Here is a 20,093-nt window from a genome sequence, read left to right as displayed (position 1 = left end):
AGCGCGGAGACGGCGGTGACGGCCCGGGCAAGGAACCCGTTGAGCCCTGCGACACCGAACGCCGTGCGAACCGGACGGCTGTTCAGCACGTCAGCCAGTGTGTGGGCGACGAGGGGAGAAGAAAATCAAACGGTCTTTGGGTCAACCGTGCAAAGTGTTCGCATGATTGATTCCCGGCTCCGCATCCTGCAGATGGTCGCCGAGCACGGCACGGTGACCGCTGCTGCCCGGGTGCTGCACTACACGCCCTCGGCCGTCTCCTATCAGCTGCGCCAGCTCGCCGCCGAGGTCGGTGCGGAGCTGGTGGTGCAGCAGGGCCGGGGCATCCGGCTGACGAACGCGGCCCGTGTACTGCTGCGCCACGCGGAACGCCTCCACGAACAGTGGGAGCTCGCCCGCGCCGAGTTGGCCGCCGTGGGGATCGAGCCCACGGGCCAGATCACGCTCTGCGGCTTCTCCACCGCCGCCAGCCGGCTGCTCCCGCCCGCCGCGGCCGGACTCCGCGACACCCATCCGCACCTGACGGTCCGGATCATCGAGGCCGAGCCGGACCGCTGCTTCGACCTGCTGCTCTCGGAAGAGGCCGATCTCGCGCTGCTGGTGGTCACCGCCGACTCGCCGCCGATGACCGACCACCGCTTCGACCAGCAGCCCCTGCTGGACGACCCGCTGGACCTGGTGGTGCCGCGGGACCACCCGCTCGCCGGGCAGCAGCGGGTGACCCTGGCCGACGCCGCGCGGGAACCGTGGATCCTGGGCAATCCGGGCACCACCTACCACCAGTTGGTGCTCGCCGCCTGTATGAGCGCGGGCTTCACCCCGCACATCGCCCACTACGCGGACGAGTGGGACACCGGTACCGCGCTGGTGGCCCACGGCTTCGGCGTGATCCTCGTACCCCGTCTGGCGCAGTTGCGCGAGGACTCACCGGTGGCGCGCCTTCCGCTCCACGGGGAGCCGGCTCCGGCCCGCCGCATCATGTCCGTCACTCGGCTCGGCGCCCGGCAGATCCCCACTCTGACCCGCGCGCTGGAGACCATCACCGCGACCGCCACCCAACTGCTTCCGCGACAGTGACCGGGGCCGCCCGACGGAAGGAGCGGCCCCGCGCCACCGGAACGTGGCCCCGCGCTGTCGACACGGCCCGGTGCGGTCGCTACGGCTGAGCGCTAACGGCGCGGCCACACCCCCTCGACGACTCCCTCCACCGCGGAGTGCAGTACGTCACCGGAGTGGTCGGCTTCGGTGCCGGCCTGGGAACGGGGCGAGGCGCCCTGGCTGTGGCGCGCGGACGGCACCGCCGCGGCGCCCGGCAGCAACTGGGCGGCCAGCAGGGTGGAGAGGGCCGAGGTGTCGGTTCCGGTGTTGGCGTCGGTCCGCAGGACGACGGGGCGGGGGGCCCGGCCGGCGAGGGACGCGCCCACCTCCAGGCGGCGCCGGGCCAGTTCGTACTGGAGGACGGCGCGGTTGTCCCGGTATGCCTGGGCCAGCCGGCGCTGGGCGCGGGCTTCGTTCTCGGCGGCGATCAGTCCGCTGCGGCCGCGGGTCTCGATCTCGAACCGCACCTTCTGGGCCTGCGTCTCCTGCTCCTCCAGCAGTTGGGCGACCTGTTCGCGGGCCTTGTTGAGGGCCGCCTTGACCTCGACGAGCCGCGCGTCCCGCACCTTCTTCGCCCGCTCGATGTCCATCTGGAGGCTGTCGATGCGGCGCTTGCGGGTCAGGCCCCACTCCTGCTCGTAGGCCGTGTACTCCTTGGCGACGCGCTCCCGGGTGGCCAGGTGCTGCTGGTACTGGGCCGGCAGTTGGACGTCGGGGATGTTGGCGCCGGTGATGCGTACGCCGTAGCGGGACAGCTGGCGGTTGAGCAGGTCCTGCATGTCGGCGACGTCGGAGCCGCGCAGGTCGTAGGCGCGCTCGGTGCGCACCCGGCGGCCGCGCTGGCGGATCGCGTCCTGGACCGCGCTGGAGAGGACGAGGTCGAAGTTGCCCGCGCCGATGGTGCGGACGAACAGCACCGCGTCGGTGATGCGGAACTTCATGAAGAAGTCGATGGCCCGCAGCGGCACATTCTCCTGCGTCGGGCAGGCGACGACGGGGGCCGAGTAGGGGATCTCGGTGGCGGTGTCCACCACGAAGTCGACGCGGGACCAGGGGTGCCACAGGTAGTGCCGGCCCGGGTCAAGGGTGCCCGCGACGGCGCCGTAACGGGTGAGGATGCCGGTGGTGCCCTGTTCGATCTCGACGATTGACGAACGCCACCACCACAGCGCGCCCGCGACGAGGAAGAGCAGGCCGAGGACGTAGCTGGTGCCGGCGAAGGCGCTCCAGGCCGCGCCGGTGGCCCCGCCGTCGTCCCGGACCGTTGCCATGACGCCCGCGGTCACCGCCAGCAGCCCCAGCCAGAACGGGACCAGCCACCAGACGCGGCGGCGGTGCCGCGGGATGATCACCGGCACGAGGGTGCCGGCCTCACCGCCGCGCAGCAGATGGGGGATGTCGCTCCACTGGGCGACCTCCTCCGTGATGACGGACCTGTGGTTCGTGCGTGCGCTGCTCACTGACCGGCCTCCCCGTCGATCTGGTTGTTGTGCGTGTGCCGGCCGGGTTCGTCGTGCCCGGGTGCGTGCTGTTCGGCCGGGGCCGTTGCGTCTGCTGAGCCGGGCGCGTCTGCTGAGTCGGGTGCGCCTGCCGGGACGGTCGGTTGCTCCGCCTCGCGCAGCGCGCTGATCTCCGCCTCCCGTTCCGCGATCCGGGCCGAGACCTCGACGAGCCGCTCCCGTACCGCGGCCACGTCCTGAGCGGAGAACAGCTCGGTGTCGCGTTCGCCCACCAGTTCCCTGGCCAGGGCGAGGAAGTCGACACCGGCGGCGGAGCTGTTGCCGGCGCCGTCCCCGCCGCCGACCCGGACCAGGCGCGGCAGATGGTCGGCGACCTGCTCCAGGGTGTCGAGCACCTGCTGCTCGTAGCGGTACTCCAGGATCTCGGGAGCCTCGGCCGCGGTCACCGCGCGGATGTCCAGCGCCTGCGCCTCCAGCAGCGCCGCGTTGGCCTTCGCCTCCGACTCGGCCTGTACGTAGCGCTGGCGGGCCAGGGCCTCGGCGCGGTTGGTCTCGCGTTCGACGGCTGTGTCCATCTGCGCCTGGTACTGGGCGATGTCGGCCTGGATGGCGGACAACTCCTCCTGCCGGGTCGCCAGTTCCTTGCTCAGGTCGCCCTCGTCCTGCTCCTTGCGCAGCTGGAGCGCGTACTCGTGGGTGTACGCCTCCTTGGCGACGCGCACCATCTCGGGTGCGGCCAGGTCCATCCGGTAGCCGCGGTCGGACGGCTCGGCGTGCGTGATGTTGGCGTTGGTCAGTTCGACCGCGGGACGGAACTGCTGGTTGAGCTGTTCCAGCAGCCGCCCGGTGTCCTCGCCCACCATGTCGTAGATGCCCGCGGCCTCCTGCTCGTAGATGAGGCTGCGGATCGTCTCGCTGACCGCGTTGCCCAGCTTCTCCTCGAAGCCGCGCACCGCGCCGAGCGTGTAGACGAACTCCACCGGGTCGCTGATCCGGAACTGGATGAACAGGTCGATGGACGCCTTCACCCCGCCCCGGGTCGGCGCCTCCCGCACGGGCGCGTTGAAGGGGTACTCGCGCGTGGTGTTGAGGATGTACGAGACGCGCTTCCACGGGTTGAGCAGGATCACCCTTCCTGGGCCCACCACCTGTTCGAGCTTGCCGAACCGGGTGATCAGCGCCTGGCAGCCGTCGGGGACCATCACCATCCCCTGCCGCCACCACACGAACGCCACCGCGCCGACCGCCAGCACCCAGTAGTGGATTCCGAACAGCGGGTTGGTCAGCGCGTTGCCGCCGGTGAACGACGACAGGGCCGAGGTGATGGCCAGCCCGATCGCGCCGACCACCAGCAGCATCGACACCGGCAGCATGCTCAGGAACGAACGGCCACGCGGCAGCACCATCGGACAGATGGTGTGCACCTGCTGCAGCCCCTCGCGGCTCTGGCCGCTGTGGTTGAGCTCCTCGCCCGCCTCGTCCAGCGGTACGGACTTCTGCTCCATGACCGTCTCGATGGAGCCGCCCTGTTCGCGTGCGGCCGGGAAGTCGGACGGGTCCATGCCGTCCTCGCGCTGCTGCTCACCGGCCTCGCGTCCGTCTCCCGCGGCGCGCTGCCGCACTTCCTCCTCCGCCGCCTCGCGTATGTCGCTGCCGGAAGCGACGGCGCGGGCGGCTCTGCGCACACTCTCTCGAGCACTTCCCGCGCGCCGCGGACCCTGTGCCATGGGTTCCCCCTTCGTCGACCGGACCGCGGAGGACCGCGTCCGGGCCTTGCCGTACTGCGGGCGATCCCTGCCCGCGATCGTGCAGACCGTATACGTGGGGGACACGGCAGCAACCGCCCCGGTTCCCTGCCGGATACCGGCAAGGTTCCGGCCCTGGTGCGTGCGGACTGCGCGGGCACGTCGGAACCTATGCGGTCACCTTGGTGAGGAAGGCGGCGAGGTTGTCCGTGGTGCGCCGGATCTTCTCCTCCGTGGTGAGGGACTCGTGGTACCGGGCGAAGAGGCCGGTGTCCTTCTTGCCGCGTACGTAGAGCGAGCACGAGAGGTCGTCGCAGAGGTAGGTGCCCACCGAGTTGCCCTGCTGGCCGGCCTTTCCGGCTTTGGGGGCGACCATCAGGGTCACGCCGTTGGTGTGGTCGGTCAGGCATATCGAGCACATGCTGCGCCGGGTCTGCCACGGTGCGGGCGCGGGGCAGCGCAGGGCGAGGGCCTGCGGCCGGCCGGCCAGCTCGGTGACGAGGTAGGCCCGGTCGGGGGCCTGCGGGTCCCGCCAGCCGAGGAAGTCGAGGTCGTCCCAGGGGCGGTCGGCCAGATCGCGGGGCACGGCCAGGCGCTTTGCCTCGCCCTTTGTGCAGTTCAGGAAGGCGGAACGGATTTCCCGCTCAGTCAGAGGTCGCATAAGCCCGAGGCTAAGTTGCCTAAAAGGGTTAGGCAACTGCATAATTCTTTAGGTAGGAAGGGAGGTCGATATGGCGCGTGCCGGACTGAGTACCGAACGGCTGACCAGAGCGGGAGCCGAGCTCGCCGACGAGGTCGGCTTCGACCAGGTGACCGTCTCGGCGCTCGCCCGGCAGTTCGACGTCAAGGTCGCGAGCCTGTACTCGCACCTGAAGAACTCGCAGGACCTCAAGACGAAGATCGCGCTGCTGGCCCTGGAGGAGCTCGCCGACCGGGCCGCCGAGGCGCTGGCCGGGCGGGCCGGCAAGGACGCGCTGACCGCCTTCGCGAACGTCTACCGCGACTACGCGCGGGAGCATCCCGGCCGCTACGCCGCCGCCCAGACCAGGCTCGACCCGCAGACCGCGCGCCTCAGCGCGGGCGTACGGCACGCGCAGCTGACCCGGGCGCTGCTGCGCGGCTACGAGCTACCGGAGAACCAGCAGACGCATGCGGTCCGGCTGCTGGGGAGCGTCTTCCACGGGTACGTCAGCCTCGAGATGGGCGGCGGGTTCAGCCACAGTGCCCCCGATACGCAGGAGACCTGGTCGCGGGTGCTGGACGCGCTCGACGCCCTGTTGCGGAACTGGCCCGATTCCTGAGACTGCGGCAAGTGCGGGCGCGTGCACCTGCTGTCCGCGCGACGCGTTGACACGTGGACACGTGAAGCCTGCGCCTGACGCCCGCCGCATGGCCCCGAACGCCGACAATGACAGGTTGTTGATGTTGTATGTCCCCCGAGGAGCAGTTGATCACTACGCCCGTCACCGCTGAGCTGCTGCGCGGCGCCCTCGATCTGGAGCGCACCGAGCGCGGGCTGCTGCCGCACCGGCTGCCCGGGTGGGCCCGCGCCCAGTGCGCGGACGGGCAGCTCGCCATGGCCGAGTCCCAGCCCTCCGGCGTACGGCTGGTCCTCCGTACCCGGGCCACCGTCGTCGAGCTGGAGACGCTGCCCACCAAGCGGGTCCACGCGGGTCTGCCGCCGCGCCCCGACGGGGTCTACGACCTGTTCGTCGACGGCCACCTGGCGGACCAGGCCGGGGTGCCCGGCGGCGACACCATGACCATCGACATGGTCACCGGCACCGTCCGGACCGAACCGGGCCCGACCGGCACCCTCCGCTTCACCGGACTGCCCGGCCGGGAGAAGGACGTCGAGATCTGGCTGCCGCACAACGAGCGGACCGAGCTGGTCGCGCTGCGTACCGACGCGCCCGTCGAGCCCGTACCGGACCGGGGCCGCAAGGTGTGGCTGCACCACGGCAGCTCGATCAGCCACGGCTCCGACGCGGCGAGCCCCAGCACCACCTGGCCCGCGCTCGCCGCCGGGCTCGGCGGGGTGGAGCTGATCAATCTGGGGCTGGGCGGCAGCGCGCTGCTCGATCCGTTCACGGCCCGCGCGATGCGGGACACCCCGGCGGACCTGATCAGCGTCAAGATCGGCATCAACCTGGTGAACGCCGACCTGATGCGGCTGCGTGCCTTCGGTCCGGCCGTCCACGGGTTCCTCGACACCCTGCGTGAGGGGCACCCCACCGCGCCACTGCTGGTCGTCTCGCCCATCCTGTGCCCGATCCACGAGCACACGCCCGGCCCGTGCCTTCCCGATATGAGCGCCCTGCGCAGCGGGCGGCTGAGTTTCCAGGCCGCGGGCGATCCGGCGGAGCGCGCGAACGGGAAGCTGACGCTCGACGTCGTACGCGAGGAGCTGTCCGGCATCGTGCGGCAGCGGGCTGCCGACGACCCGAACCTGTACCACCTCGACGGCCGTGACCTCTACGGCGAGGCCGACACCGTCGAGCTGCCGCTTCCCGACCGGCTCCATCCGGACGCCGCCACCCACCGCCGGATCGGCGAACGCTTCGCCGAGCTGGCGTTCGCGGCCGGCGGCCCGTTCGCCGCCGAGCGCTGAGCCGACTGGGCTGACAGGGCCGGGCGGGCGGGAGCAGACTGGAAGTATCGGACATGCACGCCATGGGAAGTGGTCGCGATGACGACCTCCAGCACACAGAGCGCGCCGGACACCCAGGGCGCGCAGAGCACGCAAACCATTCCGGAGTGGCACCTCAAGGGCGAGTGGTTCGACGCCTGCAAGTGCGCGGTGCCGTGCCCCTGCTCCTTCGCCCAGCCGCCGACCTACGGTGACTGCAACGGCATCCTCCTGTGGCAGATCCGCGAGGGCTCCTACGGGGACACCCGGCTGGACGGCCTCAACGTCGCCATGCTCGGCTCCTTCACCGGCAACCCCTGGGCGGGAGGGGCCAAGGACGCGTACGCCGCCTTCTTCATCGACGACCGCGCGGACGACACGCAGCGCGCGGCCCTCCAGGCGATCTTCGGCGGCGAGGCGGGCGGCTGGCCCGAGCAGTTCGGCGCCATGCTGAACCCTGAGATGAGGGGGCTGGAGACCGCCCCGATCGAGGTCTCCATCGATGACGACCTCGGCACCTGGCGGATGCGCATCCCCGAGAAGGCGGAAGCCGTCGTCGAGGCGCTGACCGGCCCCACGACCCAGGAGGGCGAACGGGTGCAGGTCCACCACCTGCCCGGTTCCGAGACGGGACCCGGCCAGGGCCCCGCCACCTGGGGCAAGGCCACCACCGACCGGGCCGACGCCTACGGCTTCGAATGGGACCGCTCCGGGTACTCCAGCAAGCTGATCCCGTTCGACTGGTACGGCCCGGACGGCGCATGACCACCGCAGGTGTGCGTCCGCGCTCGGGCAGGGGCATGCGCCCCGGTCCGGACGCACCGCGGGGCATCCCGGCGCCCCGCACCTGGACGCGGCTCGAACTCCTGCTCGCCGGGCTGCTCCTCGCCCTCGCGGGGACGGCCTGGCTGGTGACCGGCGCGCTGGCCATGCCCGACATGAGTTCCGGCATCCTCACCGGCATGCGGCCGATGGGGGGCGGCGCGGTGATCCCGCCGACGGCCTTCGGGTTCTTCCTGCTCACCTGGGTGGTGATGATGGCGGCGATGATGCTGCCCGCCATCACCCCGTTCATGGTCGGCATGCGTCGGCTGCTCGGGGCACGCGCCACCACCGGCACCCTCGCCGCGCTGACTGCCGGATACCTTGCCGTTTGGGGCGTGGCCGGCCTCCTCGGTTACGCCGTCGTACGCGCCTTCGAGGCCACCGCGATGGGCGGCGGCCCGCTCGCCGTACAAGTGGGCGCCGTGGTGCTCCTGGTCGCCGGCGCCTACCAGTTCACCCCGCTCAAACGCTGGTGCCTGGTGCGCTGCCGCTCCCCGCTCGCTCTGGTGATGCGGTACGCCGAACCCACTGCGGGCAGCCGCTTCGGCGCCTTCTCGGTCGGCGTACGGCACGGCGGTTACTGCCTTGGATGCTGCTGGGCACTGATGGCGGTACTGCTGGCCGCCGGTGTGATGAGCCTGGCCTGGATGGCAGCTGTCGCGGCGGTCATCACCATCGAGAAGACAGTCCCCCGCCCCACCCTGACCGGCCGCCTCTTCGGAACCGCCCTCCTGGCCCTGGGTGCCGCCCTCCTGGCCCTGCCGTGACCCCGCGGCGCCCCGCCAGGCGGGGGAACCGCGTGAGCAACCAGGACGTGCGGGCGGTCGGGCAAATCCGCGACGTACTCATGGCGGGCCGTCGTGGGCACCGCACCACCGGTCCCGCCCGCGCGGGCTGCGTCGGCCCCCGGGGGGCGGAGGCCACAGCGGTGGGGCGCGCCGTGTGGCGCGGCCACATGGCCGCGACCGGAACCACCCCCTAGCGTGCCAGCACTCGAAGCTGTCAAGGGGGGAGGGCGGGCAGGTGCGAAGACGAACTGCGACGGTCGCCATGGTGGCGGCCACACTGGCGGCCGTCACCATGGCACCCACGGCACCCGGCGCCACCGCCGACGGCAAGAGCGGCGGGAGCGGAAAAAGCGGCACAAGCGGCGCCACCCCGTGCGCCGGCCTCCGCGGTCTGGACATCCCACGCGCCCGGATCGGCCTGCCGACCCGCGGCGGCACGGTCACCTCCGCGCAGCCAGTACCCGCCTCCGGCGAGGGGGCCACCGCACTCGTCCCGTACTGCCGCGTCGACGCCGAGATCCGCCCGGTGGACCGCGCCGCGCCGGCCATCAGGCTGCGGCTCGCGCTGCCGGACCGCGAGCACTGGAACCACCGGGCGATGATGCTGGGCGGAGGTGGCTACAACGGCACGGTTCCCGACGTCACGGGAAACGTGCCGTTCGCCCCCGCGGGCAAGCGCACCCCGCTCGGACGGGGCTACGCCGTCTTCGCGAGCGACTCGGGGCACCAGGCGCCGCCCGGCCACAAGCCGACACCGTCCCTTGACGGCTCGTTCGGCGCGAACGACGAGGCCCTGCGGAATTTCGCCGGGGACGCGCTGAAGAAGACCCGGGACGCGGCACTCTTCGTACTCGGTGAGCACTACTCCGGGCAGCAGCCGCGGCGCAGTTTCTTCGCGGGTGGTTCGACCGGCGGGCGGGAGGCGCTGGCGGTCGCCCAGCGCTGGCCGCGCGATTTCGACGGGGTGCTGGCCGTCTACCCGGCGTGGAACGCGGCGAGCCTCGACCTGTTCTTCGGGTACGCGGCCCGGCTGCTCTCCCGCCCGGGCGCGTTCCCCGGCCCCGCGCAGCAGCGGCTGCTGCACCGCGCGGTGCTGGACGCCTGTGACGGTGACGACGGGCTGCGGGACGGGGTGGTGTCCGACGAGGCGGGCTGCCGCTTCGACCCGCGTACGCTGCGCTGCCCCGAGGAAACGGTCAGCGGCACCGGCCGCGCGGGCCATCACACCGGCGCCCCGCACTGCCTGACCGGCCGGCAGATCCGCACCGTGGAAGCGCTGTCGTCCCCGCTGCGCTGGAAGTATCCGCTGGGGAGCGGGGAGCGCGGTTACCCCGGTTTCCCGTTCCTGTCCGGTGCGGACATGACCACCCCGCTGCTGGGCATGGGCAGTTCGGCCCCCGCGAATCCGATGCCCCTCGACAGCGGCTACGGCGTCCAGTTCTGGGAGCAGTGGGTGCGCTATTTCGTCACCCGGGACCCCGATTTCGACTCCCTCTCCCTCAACCCCCGGCACCCCGGCCGTTGGCGGCACCGGGTGAGCGAGCTGGCGGGTCTGCAGGACGTCAACGACCCGGATCTGCGGCCGTTCGCGCGGGCCGGGGGCAAGTTGCTGCTGCTGCACGGAACGGCGGACGAACTGGTCAGTCACCGTTCGACCGCCGAGTACTTCCAGCGGGTGCGGAAGGTGATGGGCGAGCGGGCCACGGAGCGGTTCGCCCGGTTCTATCTCGTGCCCGGAGCCAACCACGCCAACGTCGCGCCGGCTTTCGCGGCCGGCTGGGACGCGGTGGGCGCGCTGGAGGAGTGGACGGAGCACGGGAGGGCGCCGCACCGGCCGGTCGTCACGGACACCGGTCCGGGTGCCGACGGCCGGACCCGGCCGCTGTGTGCGTATCCGGAATGGCCCCGGTACGACGGTTCGGGCGACCCCGACCAGGCGCGCAACTTCACCTGCCACCGGTAGCGGCTCCCCCAGCAGCCCGGCGGGCGGCTGCGCGAGCATCCGCGCGAGCACTCGCGTAAGCGCTCGCGCAAGCACCCGCGCAAGCACCCGCGCGGCAAAATGTCCGGTTTGAGCTACTGTGATCGTATGAAGACCGTACGACGGGTCTTCCGTCTGACCTCGGTGCTCGCGACGGTGGTGGCCGCGCTGCTGCTGGTGGTGGCCGCTGCCGCGGTCCCGCGTGCAGCGGACGGCGGCGGTGTCGACGAGGCCGCCGCCGCGCTGCGGGACGGCCCGGTCTACGTCGATCCGCGCGCCCGGGACACGCTGCCCCCGTCCGCAGCCGACACGCTCGAGGACAGGATCAAACGCGCCGACAAGCCGGTCCTCGTCGCCGTGCTGCCTGCCGACGGCGGGTTCGACCGGCAGACGCTGCTGCAGGACCTGCGGACCGAGACCGGCATCACCGGCGTCTACGCCGTGGCTCTCGGCGACCGCTTCGACGCGGGCGCCGACCAGCAGGTGATGACGCGCGACGCGGTGCGCAACACCGTCGACGCGGTGGAGCGTGCCCACTCCGGTGATCCGAGGGCGATGGTCACCGACTTCGCCGAACAGGCGATCGCACAGGCGGACGGCGACGCTCCGGCGGCCTGGGACGGCGGTGGAGCGTCGCAGGACGGCGGCCGTAACGGCGGCGGCACCGGAGCCATCGTCACGCTCGGCATCCTGGTGCTGCTGGCCGCGTGCTGTGCCTTCCTGGTGAGCTGGGGCGGGCGCAGGCGGCAGGCGCGGCTGGACCGGGCAGGACTGGAGAGACTGCGCCCGGTCGTGGACGAGGACATCACCGCGTTCGGCGAGGAGCTGGGCCGGATCGGCTTCGACCCGGCCTCCGCGGCGCCCGGGATGGTCCGCGAGGACGCCGACGCGGCGCGCGAGGACTACGCGCGGGCCCTGGACGCGTACGAGGACGCCAAGGCGACGATGGCGTCGGCGCGCCGCCCGCAGGAGGTGCGGAAGGTGAGCGAGTCCCTGGCCGAGGGTCGCTTCGCGCTCACCGTGCTGGAGGCGCGGCTGCGCGGGGAGCCGCTTCCCGAACGCCGTCCGCCCTGCTTCTTCGACCCCCGGCACGGTCCGTCGGTCGAGGACGTGGCGTGGACGCCGCCCGGCGGCACGGAACGGATGGTTCCGGTGTGCGCCGCCGACGCGACCCGGCTGGCCGACGGCGAGGAACCGCTCGTCCGCCAGGTGGGCACCCCGCAGGGAGCCCGCCCCTACTGGGAGGCAGGACCGGTCTACGCCCCCTGGGCCGCCGGTTACTTCGGCGGGGCCTTGCTGCCCGGCCTGCTGATGGGCACCATGCTGGGTGGCGCGCTGGGCGGCCCGTACGCGTACGGCGCCGAAGGTTACGGCGATCCGTCGGGCGGCGACTTCTCGGACGGCGATTTCTCCGGCGGGGACTTCGGCGGAGGTTTCGGCGGCGGTGACGGTGGCGGCTTCGGTGGCGGCGACTTCGGCGGCGGAGGGTTCTGACGGACTCTGACGAACACCGAGCGGGTCGGGTCGCTGCTCTCGGATCGGGTCACTGCTTTTGGAGGGGTTTGGAGCTGCCGGCCGAATTCGACGAGCGTTCACCCTCCGGGGTCCACTCCGCCGTCGAGCGGACGGACAGTGGTTTCACCAGCCGCTTTCGTGGATACGTGCACAGTGCGCGGGAGTGAGCTCGCCCTGCGTAGGCGCCGGTGGGTTGGGGACACAGCCCCCGGTGCCGTTTTTGCGCGGAATCGCGCGGAACGGGCGGGGTTGCTGGTTTGGGGGCAGTGGGTTCAGTCTCGGAAGTGTCCGGAGTGCGGGAGCTTCTGCAGGCAGCGGCTCCTCGCATTGAAGGACCGTCCGAGCGCTGGGAGACGTCGATGAGTGCCGCAACCGGCTTTGTGCGTACCTCTGTGGCAGAGGAGTGTTCGCAGCGCAGAGCCGTGCCGCCGGATGATGCCGCTCCGGCGAAGGGCGAGGGCACGGCCGACCCGGAACGGGAGCTGCTGGCCGCGCGCGTCGAGGAACTGAGCGCCGAAGTGGGGCAGTTGCGGCAGGCGCTGGAGACCCGCCCGGTCATCGACCAGGCCCGGGGCATGGTGATGGCCCTCGCGCCGTGCGACGCGGAGACGGCTTGGCAGGTTCTGGTACGGGTCTCCCAGCACTCCAATGTGAAGCTGCGGAACGTGGCGGCCGCGCTGGTCGCCGGAGCCGAGGGGACCCCGGTCCCCAAGCCGGTGCGCAAGAATCTGGCCGCCGCCCTCCACAGCGTGCGATCCGCGCGAGGCTGACCGCACCGCACCGCACCGCACCGCATCCCGCCGTCGGCGGTTCGCCGGGGCCGCCCGCGGCTGGGACCGTTACTCGGCCGCGTACTCGGGCGGCCGCTGAGCTGTCTCCGGACCGCCCTGGTGCTGTCCCGGCTGGTGCTGACCGTGCTGGGGCTGTCCCGGCTGGTGCTGACCGTGCTGGGGCTGAGCGTGCTGGTGCTGCCCGTCTTCGGCCTGCCCGCCGTGCGGCCGCCCATGCTGCGGTTGGCCGTGCTGCGGTCGGCCCTGCGCCGGCTGTCCGTGCTGCTGCGGTCCGCCTTGGGGCTGTCCGCCCTGAGGGTGCCCCGGCTGCTGCCCTCCCTGCGCGGGTCCGCCCTGGGGCTGTCCGAGCTGATGGGGCCGGACCGGCCGTCCGGGCCGGCCGGGGCCGCCGGACTGGAGCGGGTTCCGGCCGGGCAGCGCCGCGGGTGCCTGCGGCCGGTGCTGCTGCCCCTCGGGGCCCGGCGCGGGCGCGGGAGGCTCGGAGGACTCCGGTCTGCCGGTACTGGGGTGCCGGTGGTGCACGGGGGAGAAGTCCACCGCCTGCTCCGCCTCCTGCTGGAGCTCCTCGGCGGCCTGGCGCACGTCGCCGGGCACGTCGCCGTGCTCCTCGATCAGGCTGTCGTAGATGGGCGGCCCGGTGCTGTTGTCGATCGGCATGACGAAGATCTCCTGGCGAGGGTACGGACATACAACCGGCCACCCGCAATGGTGCCTGCGGGCGGCCAGACGCCGACCTTACGCCTTCATCCGGGACCGCCTCCGGGTGGGGCTGCCGCCTCCCTGTACCCGGGAAGCGGCCATCCGCAACTCAACAGTTGTCCGGAGGGCTGTTTGCCGAGGCGGCCGAGCGGTTACGCGGTCGGATACGCGCGGCGACGTCGCCCCGCGGAGGCACCGGCAGGTTGGCGGAACAGCCGCCGGTGCCGCCCTACCCGATCGGGGGGTTTACCGATTCCCGGGACGGTTACACAAGAGACCACGTGCTTGGGAGGACAGGCACATCCGCGGGAGGCGACCGCAGAAGGTCACCCCGGGTGTGTCACCCGAGCCGCTTCTCCCGCGGTGGTCCACGTGTCAGCGACACCGGGAGGAGCCCGATCCCATGTGCCCCGTACGGTACCGGCCGCAGCGAGCCCGCCACAGTCACGACGACGCTCCTGACACGGCGGAGGACTTCGCACGGCTGGCCGCGTTGCCGGAGGGTCCCGAGCGGGAGGAGCTGTGCGGCCGCCTGGTCGAGGCGTGGCTGCCGATGGCCCACCGGCTGGCCGCCAAGTACCGCAACCGCGGCGAGTCCCTGGAGGATCTGGAGCAGGTCGCCGCGCTCGGTCTGGTCAAGGCCGTCGACCGTTACGACCCGGCGATGGGCGCCCCGTTCGTGCCGTTCGCCGTGCCGACCATCACGGGCGAGATCCGCCGTCACTTCCGCGACCACACCTGGGACGTGCATGTGCCGCGCCGGGTGCAGGAGCTGCGCAACAAGGTGCGGGCCGCGGTGCGGGACCTGAGCACCACGGTCGAAGACCGCGCCCCCTCCGTCGAGCGGATCGCCGAGCACTCCGGAATGTCCGAGGAGGACGTGGCCGCCGGACTGGAGGCCCTCGGCAGCTTCCGTTCGCTGTCGCTGGACGCCTCCCTGGGAGCCGACTCCGGCGACGGCTTCTCGTTGGCCGACACCTTCGGCGAGCCGGAGCCCGAGTACGACACGGTGGTGGCCCGCGAGGCGGTCAAGCCGTGCCTGCGCGAACTGCCCGAGCGGCAGCGGCGCGTGCTCTACCTGCGCTTCTTCCGCGACATGTCGCAGTCGCGCATCGGCCAGGAGCTGGGCATCTCCCAGATGCATGTCTCCCGGCTGCTGTCCAAGAGCTTCGAGCGGGTGCGCCGACAGGTCGAGCACGACCGCCGAGCCGTCCGCCACCCCGCAGGCGCCGAGCGCCCGGCCCACCGTGCGGCCGGGCACCCCGCGCGGAGGCACCCGACCGTTCCCGGCGGGGCGGCAGCCGCCTGACGGCTTCCTCAGCGGGCTGCCAGGGCCGTCAGTGGGTCGTCGGGGCCAGGCGGTGGGCCGTCAGTGGGTCGTGGTCATATGGAGGGCTTCGGTCACCTCTTCGTCGGAGATCTGGGGGAAGTCCTCGTACCAGAGGCCGACCGCCTCGAAGACGACGGGCTGGTGCAGGCAGACCACCGTGTCCGCCTCGTGGCCGAGCGAGGTGACGGCCTGTGGCGAGCCCACCGGGACAGCCAGCACGAGGCGGGCGGGCTGCTGGCGGCGGATGTACCGCAGCGCGGCCCGCGCCGTCACGCCGGTGGCCAGCCCGTCGTCGACGACGATGACGGAGCGGCCCGCGACGCGCGGCTCCGGTCGGTTGCCCCGGTAGAGGTCCTGGCGGCGGTGCATCTCGGCCCGCTCGCGCGCCACCGTCGAGGCGAGCCGGTCCTCGGTGAGGCCGAGCATCTCCAGCGCGGTCGCGTCGTAGACGGGCGGGTCCTCACCGGCGATGGCTCCCACTCCGTACTCCGGTCGGCCCGGCAGCCCGATCTTGCGGGCGACGAGCACGTCCAGCGGGGCGTGCAGCGCGCGCGCCACCTCGGCGGCGACGGGGACGCCGCCGCGCGGCAGCGCCAGGACCAGGGGGTCGGGCAGGTCTTCCGTACGCTGCATCTCACGCAGGGCCGCGGCCAGATCGCGGCCTGCCTGGATGCGGTCTGCGAAACGCATCGGGGGCTCCCTTCTGCGGTGCTCGTGTCACGCTCGGGGCGGGGCGCTCTTCCGGGCGCTGGTGGCGCGCTCTTCCGGGCGCTGGTGGCGCACCCTTCCGCGGTGCGTGGGCCGCGTCCTCACTCGCCGTCCGTCGTGGGCGGGAGCGCGAACCACCCAGCCGCCTCCCGCGCCGCCTCCTCCAAGGTGCCCGGCTCCTCGAACAGGTGGGTGGCGCCGGGGACGACATGGATGCGGTGCGGGGCGCGCAGCCTCTCCGCCGCGGCCTCGTTCAGCCGCAGCACCTGGTGGTCGTGGCCGCCGACGATCAGCAGCACCGGGGCCAGCACCTCCGGCAGCGCCTCGCCCGCCAGGTCGGGCCGCCCGCCGCGGGAGACCACCGCGTAGACGGTGCCGGGTCGCTCGGCTGCGGCCGTCAGCGCCGCCGCCGCGCCGGTGGACGCTCCGAAGATGCCGACCGGCAGTCCTGCGGTCCGCCCGTGCCGTGTCAGCTCGTCGACGGCCGCCACCAGGCGACGGCCCAGCAGTGGGATATCGAACCGGTGTTCCGCTGTCGCCGCGTCGATCTGCTCCTCCTCCTCGGTCAGCAGATCGAGCAGCAGCGTGGCCAGCCCCTCCTCGCGCAGCACCGCAGCGACCGCGCGGTTGCGGGGGCTGAACCGCGAGCTGCCGCTGCCGTGGGCGAACAGCACGGCTCCGGTCACCCGGTCAGGCACCTGAAGATCGCCGGTCAGCACCGCCCCGTCGCCGGTCCGGATGTGGACGGTTTCCATGGTTGCCGTAGCCATGGGTCATCACTTCCCTCGCACCTCGGGCTGTCCCCCGGGTGCCCATGGCCGCGCACGTCCAACCAGCGGCAGAGCACCCATCCGGGTGGCGCGCCCGGTGGCGCCCAGCCGCTACCCCTACCTTGAGCTGGGGTTTCGCTCATATTGCTCGCGGATGACGCTCTTGTGACGGGTGTGCCGCGCTGCTTACGGTCGGGCGACCGCAGGGCACCGGGGCCCCGTCGCAGGGCAGCCGCGTGCTGTGTCACCGGGCACCGGGTCCCCGCCGCGACGGCGGGGGTCCGGGCGGGTCCCCGCCGCGTCGCGGCGGGCGAGAGATTGGGTTTCCATGCTGACGATCCTCGGCTTTGTCATGATCGCTACCTTCCTGGTGCTGATCATGACCAAGAAGATGTCCCCCATAGCGGCGCTGGTGCTCATCCCCGCGCTGTTCTGCGTCCTGGTCGGAGAGGGCGCCCACCTGGGGAAGTACGTACTCGACGGCGTCGGCGACCTCGCGCCCACGGCCGCCATGCTGATGTTCGCCATCATCTACTTCGGCATCATGATCGACGTCGGCCTCTTCGACCCGGTGGTGCGGGGCATCCTGCGCTTCTGCAAGGCGGACCCGCTGCGGATCGTGGTGGGTACGGCCGTGCTCGCCTCGATCGTCTCGCTGGACGGCGACGGCTCGACGACCTTCATGATCACCGTCTCCGCGATGCTGCCCCTGTACCGGCGGCTGGGGATGAGCGTGGTCGTACTGACGGGAGTCGCCGCCACGGCCAACGGTGTGATGAACACCCTGCCCTGGGGCGGCCCCACCGCGCGGGCTGCCACCGCGCTGCACCTGGACGCGGGCGACATCTTCGTCCCGATGATCCCCGCGCTGGCTGTCGGGCTGCTCTGCGTCCTCGTCCTGTCCTACGCGCTCGGCCTGCGCGAGCGGCGCCGCCTGGGCACGCTGACCTTCACGGGGGCGACCGAGCGGAAGCAGGGGACGGAGCCGGAGCCGGGCTCGGGGTCGGAGTCGGAGAGCGAGACCGTGCTGGTGGGCGCGGGCTCCGGGGCCGATACCGGTGAACGGCGAGGACGGCTCTCGCTCCGCAAGGGCGGGGACGCCGGTGCCGGAGGCGGCGGCCGGGTCACGACGGCAGACGGCGATGACCGGACGTGGGACGACCGGACCCCGGACGGCCGGGCCTCGGAAGGCCGGTCCCCGGACGGTCAGGGCGCTGCGGAGCCGGTGTCGGGCCATGGCGCGGAGTCGGCGGTCCTGGACCCGAACCGGTCCACGCTCCGGCCGAAGCTGTACTGGTTCAACGCAGCCCTCACCGTCACCCTCCTGGTCCTGCTGATCACCCAGCTACTCCCCATCCCGGTGCTGTTCCTGCTGGGCGCCGCCCTCGCGCTGACGGTGAACTTCCGGGACATGGCCGAGCAGAAGGCCCGGATCGCCGCGCACGCCGAGAACGTGCTCAATGTGGCGGGGATGGTCTTCGCCGCCGCCGTCTTCACCGGCGTACTGACCGGTACCGGCATGGTGGACGAGATGGCCCGCACCGTGGTGGGCGCGATCCCCGACGCGCTCGGGCCGCACATGGCGCTGGTGACCGGCATCCTCAGCATCCCGTTCACCTATCTGATGTCGAACGACGGCTTCTACTTCGGCATCGTCCCGATCCTCTCCGAGGCTGGGGCCGCGCACGGGGTGGGTTCGCTGGAGATCGCCCGCGCCTCGCTCATCGGCCAGCCGCTGCACATGTCGAGTCCGCTCGTCCCGGCCGTCTACGTCCTGGTCGGGATGGCGAAGGTGGAGTTCGGGGAGCACACCAGGTTCACGATCAAGTGGGCGGTGCTGACCTCGCTGGTGATCCTGGGCGCCGGACTGCTGTTCGGCATCCTGTAGCCGGGCTTTCCCGGACGGTTGACGCCGGCGGTCCTCTACTCTTCCTGGCAGGAGCTGACCGGAACGGGAGATTCCAGACAGCCCCGTCCGGCGCGGGGCGACAACGGCCGAGAGGAGACCTGGCCCATGCGCGTAGGTAAGCCCCGCCGCGTCTCCTCCCATGTGCTGGCGGCCCAGCTTGCCCTCGTCGTCGGAGTGACGGCGCTGGTCAGCGGCCTGTTCCTGGCGCCGCTGAGCGACCAGCTCGACCGGCAGGCCATGCGCCGCGCCCTGGCGATCGCCCAGACCACGGCGGCCCGGCCCGGCCTGGCGGCCGAGCTGACCTCGGCCGCACACCGCGCCCAGCAGCCCACCGCTCGCGGGCCGCTGCAGCGGGAGGCCGAGCGCATCCGGCACGCCACCGGCGCCGAGTACGTGGTGATCATGGACGAGCGCGGTATCCGCTGGGCCCACCCCTCGCCCTCGGCCCTCGGTCACCACGTCTCCACCGACCCCGGCCAGGTGCTGGCGGGCCACGACGTCACCAAGATCGACGTAGGCACCCTCGGCCGCACCGCACGCGGCAAGGCCCCGCTGCGCGACTCCGGCGGGCGGATCATCGGCGCGGTCTCCGTCGGCATCGACTACGCCAACGTCCGCGAGGGCCTGCTGGCGCTCGTCCCCCGACTGCTGACCTACGCGGGCGGCGCACTCGCCGTCGGCGCGCTGGCCGCTTACCTGCTGGCCCGGCGACTGCGCCGCCGCACCCACGCCCTCGCCTTCTCCGACATCTCCGCGCTGCTCGCCGAGCGCGAGGCGATGCTGCACGGGCTCGCCGAGGGAGTCGTCGCGCTGGACGCGGACGGCAGGGTACGGCTCGTCAACGACGAGGCCCAGCGGCTTCTTGGCCTCGGCCCCGAAGCGCTGGGCCGCCCGGTGACCGAGGCGCTGGGCCCCGGCCGTACGGCGGACGTGCTCGCGGGGCGGGTGACGGGGCGCGACCTGGTCACCGTCCGCGGTGCCCGGGTGCTGGTCGCCAACCGGATGCCCACCGCGGACGGCGGCGCCGTCGCCACCCTGCGCGACCGGACCGAACTCGAACGCCTCGGCCGCGAACTGGAGGGCACCCGCGGCCTGCTGGACGCGCTGCGCGCACAGGACCACGAGCACGCCAACCGGCTGCACACCCTCCTCGGCCTGCTGGAGCTGGGCCTGTACGAGGAGGCCGCACAGTTCGTCACCGGCGCGCTGGGCGTACGCCGCGCCACCGCTGAAGAGGTCACCGAACGGGTGCACGACCCGCTGGTGTCGGCGCTGCTGGTGGGCAAGGCGGTCGTGGCCGCCGAGCGCGGCGTCGCACTGCGCCTGGCGCCCGACTCGTTCCTCCCGGACCGGCTGGTCGACCCGAGCGGCCTGGTCACGGTCGTCGGCAATCTGGTCGACAACGCGTTGGACGCGGCGGCGGGGAGTGCGGGAGCGGCGGTTGAGGTCGACCTGCGAGGTGAGGACGGCCGGTCGGTCGTCCTCACCGTTCGGGACACCGGGCCCGGTGTGCCGCCCGAGCACCGGGCGCTGGTGTTCGAGGAGGGCTGGTCGACGAAGGCCGTGCCGATTGCCTTCGGCGAGGGGACGGGGGAGGGGGATCGTGAGTCGGGTGAGGGCGGTGGGGCTCATCGGGGTCTCGGGCTCGCCCTTGTGCGGCGGTTCGCGGAGCGCGCTGGTGGTGAGGCCCGGATCGGTGAGTCGGCTCAGGGAGGTGCCGAGTTCCGTGTGGTCCTTCCGGAGGCGCTGGAGGCGTTGGAGCCGCTGCAGTCGCTGGAGTTGGACGCGACGGGTGTGAGTGAGGCGGAGGGGACGAGGGTGTCGGAGGTGAGGGGCGGGTGACGG

General features: G+C 72.4%; 18 protein-coding genes. 12 read left to right on the top strand and 6 right to left on the bottom strand.

Annotated elements, in window-relative coordinates; genetic code table 11:
* The first annotated feature begins 162 nt into the window (after positions 1-162).
* Positions 163-1,077, top strand: a complete 915-nt coding sequence (locus JW592_RS18155; protein ID WP_209266183.1) for a LysR family transcriptional regulator — start codon at positions 163-165, stop codon at positions 1,075-1,077.
* A gap of 92 nt (positions 1,078-1,169) precedes the next feature.
* On the opposite strand, the gene JW592_RS18150 is transcribed toward JW592_RS18155, so the two are convergent.
* From JW592_RS18150 to JW592_RS18140, 3 genes are all read right to left on the bottom strand, one after another.
* Positions 1,170-2,558: an SPFH domain-containing protein gene (locus tag JW592_RS18150; protein WP_209266182.1), complete on the bottom strand. Its 1,389-nt coding sequence runs from the start codon at positions 2,556-2,558 to the stop codon at positions 1,170-1,172.
* Positions 2,555-4,285, bottom strand: coding sequence for an SPFH domain-containing protein (locus tag JW592_RS18145; protein ID WP_209266181.1), 1,731 nt, complete (start codon positions 4,283-4,285; stop codon positions 2,555-2,557). The genes JW592_RS18150 and JW592_RS18145 overlap by 4 nt, the downstream gene beginning before the upstream one ends.
* A 187-nt stretch (positions 4,286-4,472) precedes the next feature.
* Positions 4,473-4,964 carry an FBP domain-containing protein gene (locus tag JW592_RS18140; protein WP_209266180.1) on the bottom strand — a complete coding sequence of 164 codons (492 nt, stop codon included), beginning with the start codon at positions 4,962-4,964 and terminating at the stop codon, positions 4,473-4,475.
* A 70-nt stretch (positions 4,965-5,034) separates the two neighbouring features.
* On the opposite strand from JW592_RS18140, the gene JW592_RS18135 reads away from it, so the two are divergent.
* The 8 genes from JW592_RS18135 (at position 5,035) to JW592_RS18100 (ending at position 12,811) form a co-directional block, all read left to right on the top strand.
* Positions 5,035-5,604 (top strand): TetR/AcrR family transcriptional regulator, encoded by a 570-nt coding sequence (locus JW592_RS18135; protein WP_209266179.1) that lies wholly within the window; start codon positions 5,035-5,037, stop codon positions 5,602-5,604.
* A gap of 128 nt (positions 5,605-5,732) precedes the next feature.
* Positions 5,733-6,914 (top strand): GDSL-type esterase/lipase family protein, encoded by a 1,182-nt coding sequence (locus JW592_RS18130; RefSeq protein WP_209266178.1) that lies wholly within the window; start codon positions 5,733-5,735, stop codon positions 6,912-6,914.
* A gap of 78 nt (positions 6,915-6,992) precedes the next feature.
* Positions 6,993-7,697: a DUF1326 domain-containing protein gene (locus tag JW592_RS18125; RefSeq protein WP_209266177.1), complete on the top strand. Its 705-nt coding sequence runs from the start codon at positions 6,993-6,995 to the stop codon at positions 7,695-7,697.
* Positions 7,694-8,524, top strand: a complete 831-nt coding sequence (locus tag JW592_RS18120; protein WP_209266176.1) for a DUF2182 domain-containing protein — start codon at positions 7,694-7,696, stop codon at positions 8,522-8,524. The genes JW592_RS18125 and JW592_RS18120 overlap by 4 nt, the downstream gene beginning before the upstream one ends.
* A gap of 32 nt (positions 8,525-8,556) precedes the next feature.
* Positions 8,557-8,739 carry a hypothetical protein gene (locus JW592_RS18115; protein ID WP_209266175.1) on the top strand — a complete coding sequence of 61 codons (183 nt, stop codon included), beginning with the start codon at positions 8,557-8,559 and terminating at the stop codon, positions 8,737-8,739.
* Positions 8,740-8,780: 41 nt separating this feature from the next.
* Positions 8,781-10,508 (top strand): tannase/feruloyl esterase family alpha/beta hydrolase, encoded by a 1,728-nt coding sequence (locus JW592_RS18110; RefSeq protein WP_307805450.1) that lies wholly within the window; start codon positions 8,781-8,783, stop codon positions 10,506-10,508.
* 126 nt (positions 10,509-10,634) lie between these two features.
* A complete protein-coding gene (locus JW592_RS18105; RefSeq protein ID WP_209266174.1) occupies positions 10,635-12,020 on the top strand; it encodes a hypothetical protein in 1,386 nt (461 codons plus the stop codon).
* A gap of 380 nt (positions 12,021-12,400) precedes the next feature.
* Complete coding sequence (locus JW592_RS18100) at positions 12,401-12,811, top strand: ANTAR domain-containing protein (protein WP_209266173.1); 411 nt, start codon at positions 12,401-12,403, stop codon at positions 12,809-12,811.
* A 69-nt stretch (positions 12,812-12,880) separates the two neighbouring features.
* Here the strand turns inward: JW592_RS18100 and JW592_RS18095 are convergent, their stop codons facing one another.
* Positions 12,881-13,489: a hypothetical protein gene (locus JW592_RS18095; protein WP_209266172.1), complete on the bottom strand. Its 609-nt coding sequence runs from the start codon at positions 13,487-13,489 to the stop codon at positions 12,881-12,883.
* A 445-nt stretch (positions 13,490-13,934) separates the two neighbouring features.
* Here JW592_RS18095 and JW592_RS18090 point away from each other — a divergent pair, with 445 nt between their 5' ends.
* Positions 13,935-14,840: a SigB/SigF/SigG family RNA polymerase sigma factor gene (locus JW592_RS18090; RefSeq protein WP_209266171.1), complete on the top strand. Its 906-nt coding sequence runs from the start codon at positions 13,935-13,937 to the stop codon at positions 14,838-14,840.
* A 60-nt stretch (positions 14,841-14,900) separates the two neighbouring features.
* Here JW592_RS18090 and JW592_RS18085 read toward each other — a convergent pair whose 3' ends face one another.
* Together JW592_RS18085 and JW592_RS18080 are read right to left on the bottom strand one after the other, a co-directional pair.
* Positions 14,901-15,551: a phosphoribosyltransferase gene (locus tag JW592_RS18085; RefSeq protein ID WP_209266170.1), complete on the bottom strand. Its 651-nt coding sequence runs from the start codon at positions 15,549-15,551 to the stop codon at positions 14,901-14,903.
* A 119-nt stretch (positions 15,552-15,670) separates the two neighbouring features.
* Positions 15,671-16,339: a dienelactone hydrolase family protein gene (locus JW592_RS18080; protein ID WP_209266169.1), complete on the bottom strand. Its 669-nt coding sequence runs from the start codon at positions 16,337-16,339 to the stop codon at positions 15,671-15,673.
* A 328-nt stretch (positions 16,340-16,667) separates the two neighbouring features.
* Between JW592_RS18080 and JW592_RS18075 the strand changes: the two genes are divergently transcribed.
* Entirely contained in the window at positions 16,668-18,227 is a 1,560-nt protein-coding gene (locus JW592_RS18075; protein WP_209266168.1) for a CitMHS family transporter, read from the top strand.
* 126 nt (positions 18,228-18,353) lie between these two features.
* Positions 18,354-20,090 (top strand): sensor histidine kinase, encoded by a 1,737-nt coding sequence (locus JW592_RS18070; protein ID WP_209266167.1) that lies wholly within the window; start codon positions 18,354-18,356, stop codon positions 20,088-20,090.
* Positions 20,091-20,093 lie beyond the last annotated feature (3 nt).

The organism is Streptomyces spirodelae (genome assembly GCF_017676385.1).
Classification (GTDB): domain Bacteria; phylum Actinomycetota; class Actinomycetes; order Streptomycetales; family Streptomycetaceae; genus Streptomyces; species Streptomyces spirodelae.
This window is presented reverse-complemented; position numbering and strand designations above follow the sequence as displayed.

Excerpts from the sequence above, each read along its gene's own strand:
- JW592_RS18155 (WP_209266183.1), top strand. The coding sequence starts at position 163 with ATGATTGATTCCCGGCTCCGCATCCTGCAGATGGTCGCCGAGCACGGC.
- JW592_RS18145 (WP_209266181.1), bottom strand. The coding sequence starts at position 4,285 with ATGGCACAGGGTCCGCGGCGCGCGGGAAGTGCTCGAGAGAGTGTGCGC.
- JW592_RS18140 (WP_209266180.1), bottom strand. The coding sequence starts at position 4,964 with ATGCGACCTCTGACTGAGCGGGAAATCCGTTCCGCCTTCCTGAACTGC.
- JW592_RS18135 (WP_209266179.1), top strand. The coding sequence starts at position 5,035 with ATGGCGCGTGCCGGACTGAGTACCGAACGGCTGACCAGAGCGGGAGCC.
- JW592_RS18130 (WP_209266178.1), top strand. The coding sequence starts at position 5,733 with ATGTCCCCCGAGGAGCAGTTGATCACTACGCCCGTCACCGCTGAGCTG.
- JW592_RS18125 (WP_209266177.1), top strand. The coding sequence starts at position 6,993 with ATGACGACCTCCAGCACACAGAGCGCGCCGGACACCCAGGGCGCGCAG.
- JW592_RS18120 (WP_209266176.1), top strand. The coding sequence starts at position 7,694 with ATGACCACCGCAGGTGTGCGTCCGCGCTCGGGCAGGGGCATGCGCCCC.
- JW592_RS18105 (WP_209266174.1), top strand. The coding sequence starts at position 10,635 with ATGAAGACCGTACGACGGGTCTTCCGTCTGACCTCGGTGCTCGCGACG.
- JW592_RS18100 (WP_209266173.1), top strand. The coding sequence starts at position 12,401 with ATGAGTGCCGCAACCGGCTTTGTGCGTACCTCTGTGGCAGAGGAGTGT.
- JW592_RS18095 (WP_209266172.1), bottom strand. The coding sequence starts at position 13,489 with ATGCCGATCGACAACAGCACCGGGCCGCCCATCTACGACAGCCTGATC.
- JW592_RS18090 (WP_209266171.1), top strand. The coding sequence starts at position 13,935 with ATGTGCCCCGTACGGTACCGGCCGCAGCGAGCCCGCCACAGTCACGAC.
- JW592_RS18085 (WP_209266170.1), bottom strand. The coding sequence starts at position 15,551 with ATGCGTTTCGCAGACCGCATCCAGGCAGGCCGCGATCTGGCCGCGGCC.
- JW592_RS18080 (WP_209266169.1), bottom strand. The coding sequence starts at position 16,339 with ATGGCTACGGCAACCATGGAAACCGTCCACATCCGGACCGGCGACGGG.
- JW592_RS18075 (WP_209266168.1), top strand. The coding sequence starts at position 16,668 with ATGCTGACGATCCTCGGCTTTGTCATGATCGCTACCTTCCTGGTGCTG.
- JW592_RS18070 (WP_209266167.1), top strand. The coding sequence starts at position 18,354 with ATGCGCGTAGGTAAGCCCCGCCGCGTCTCCTCCCATGTGCTGGCGGCC.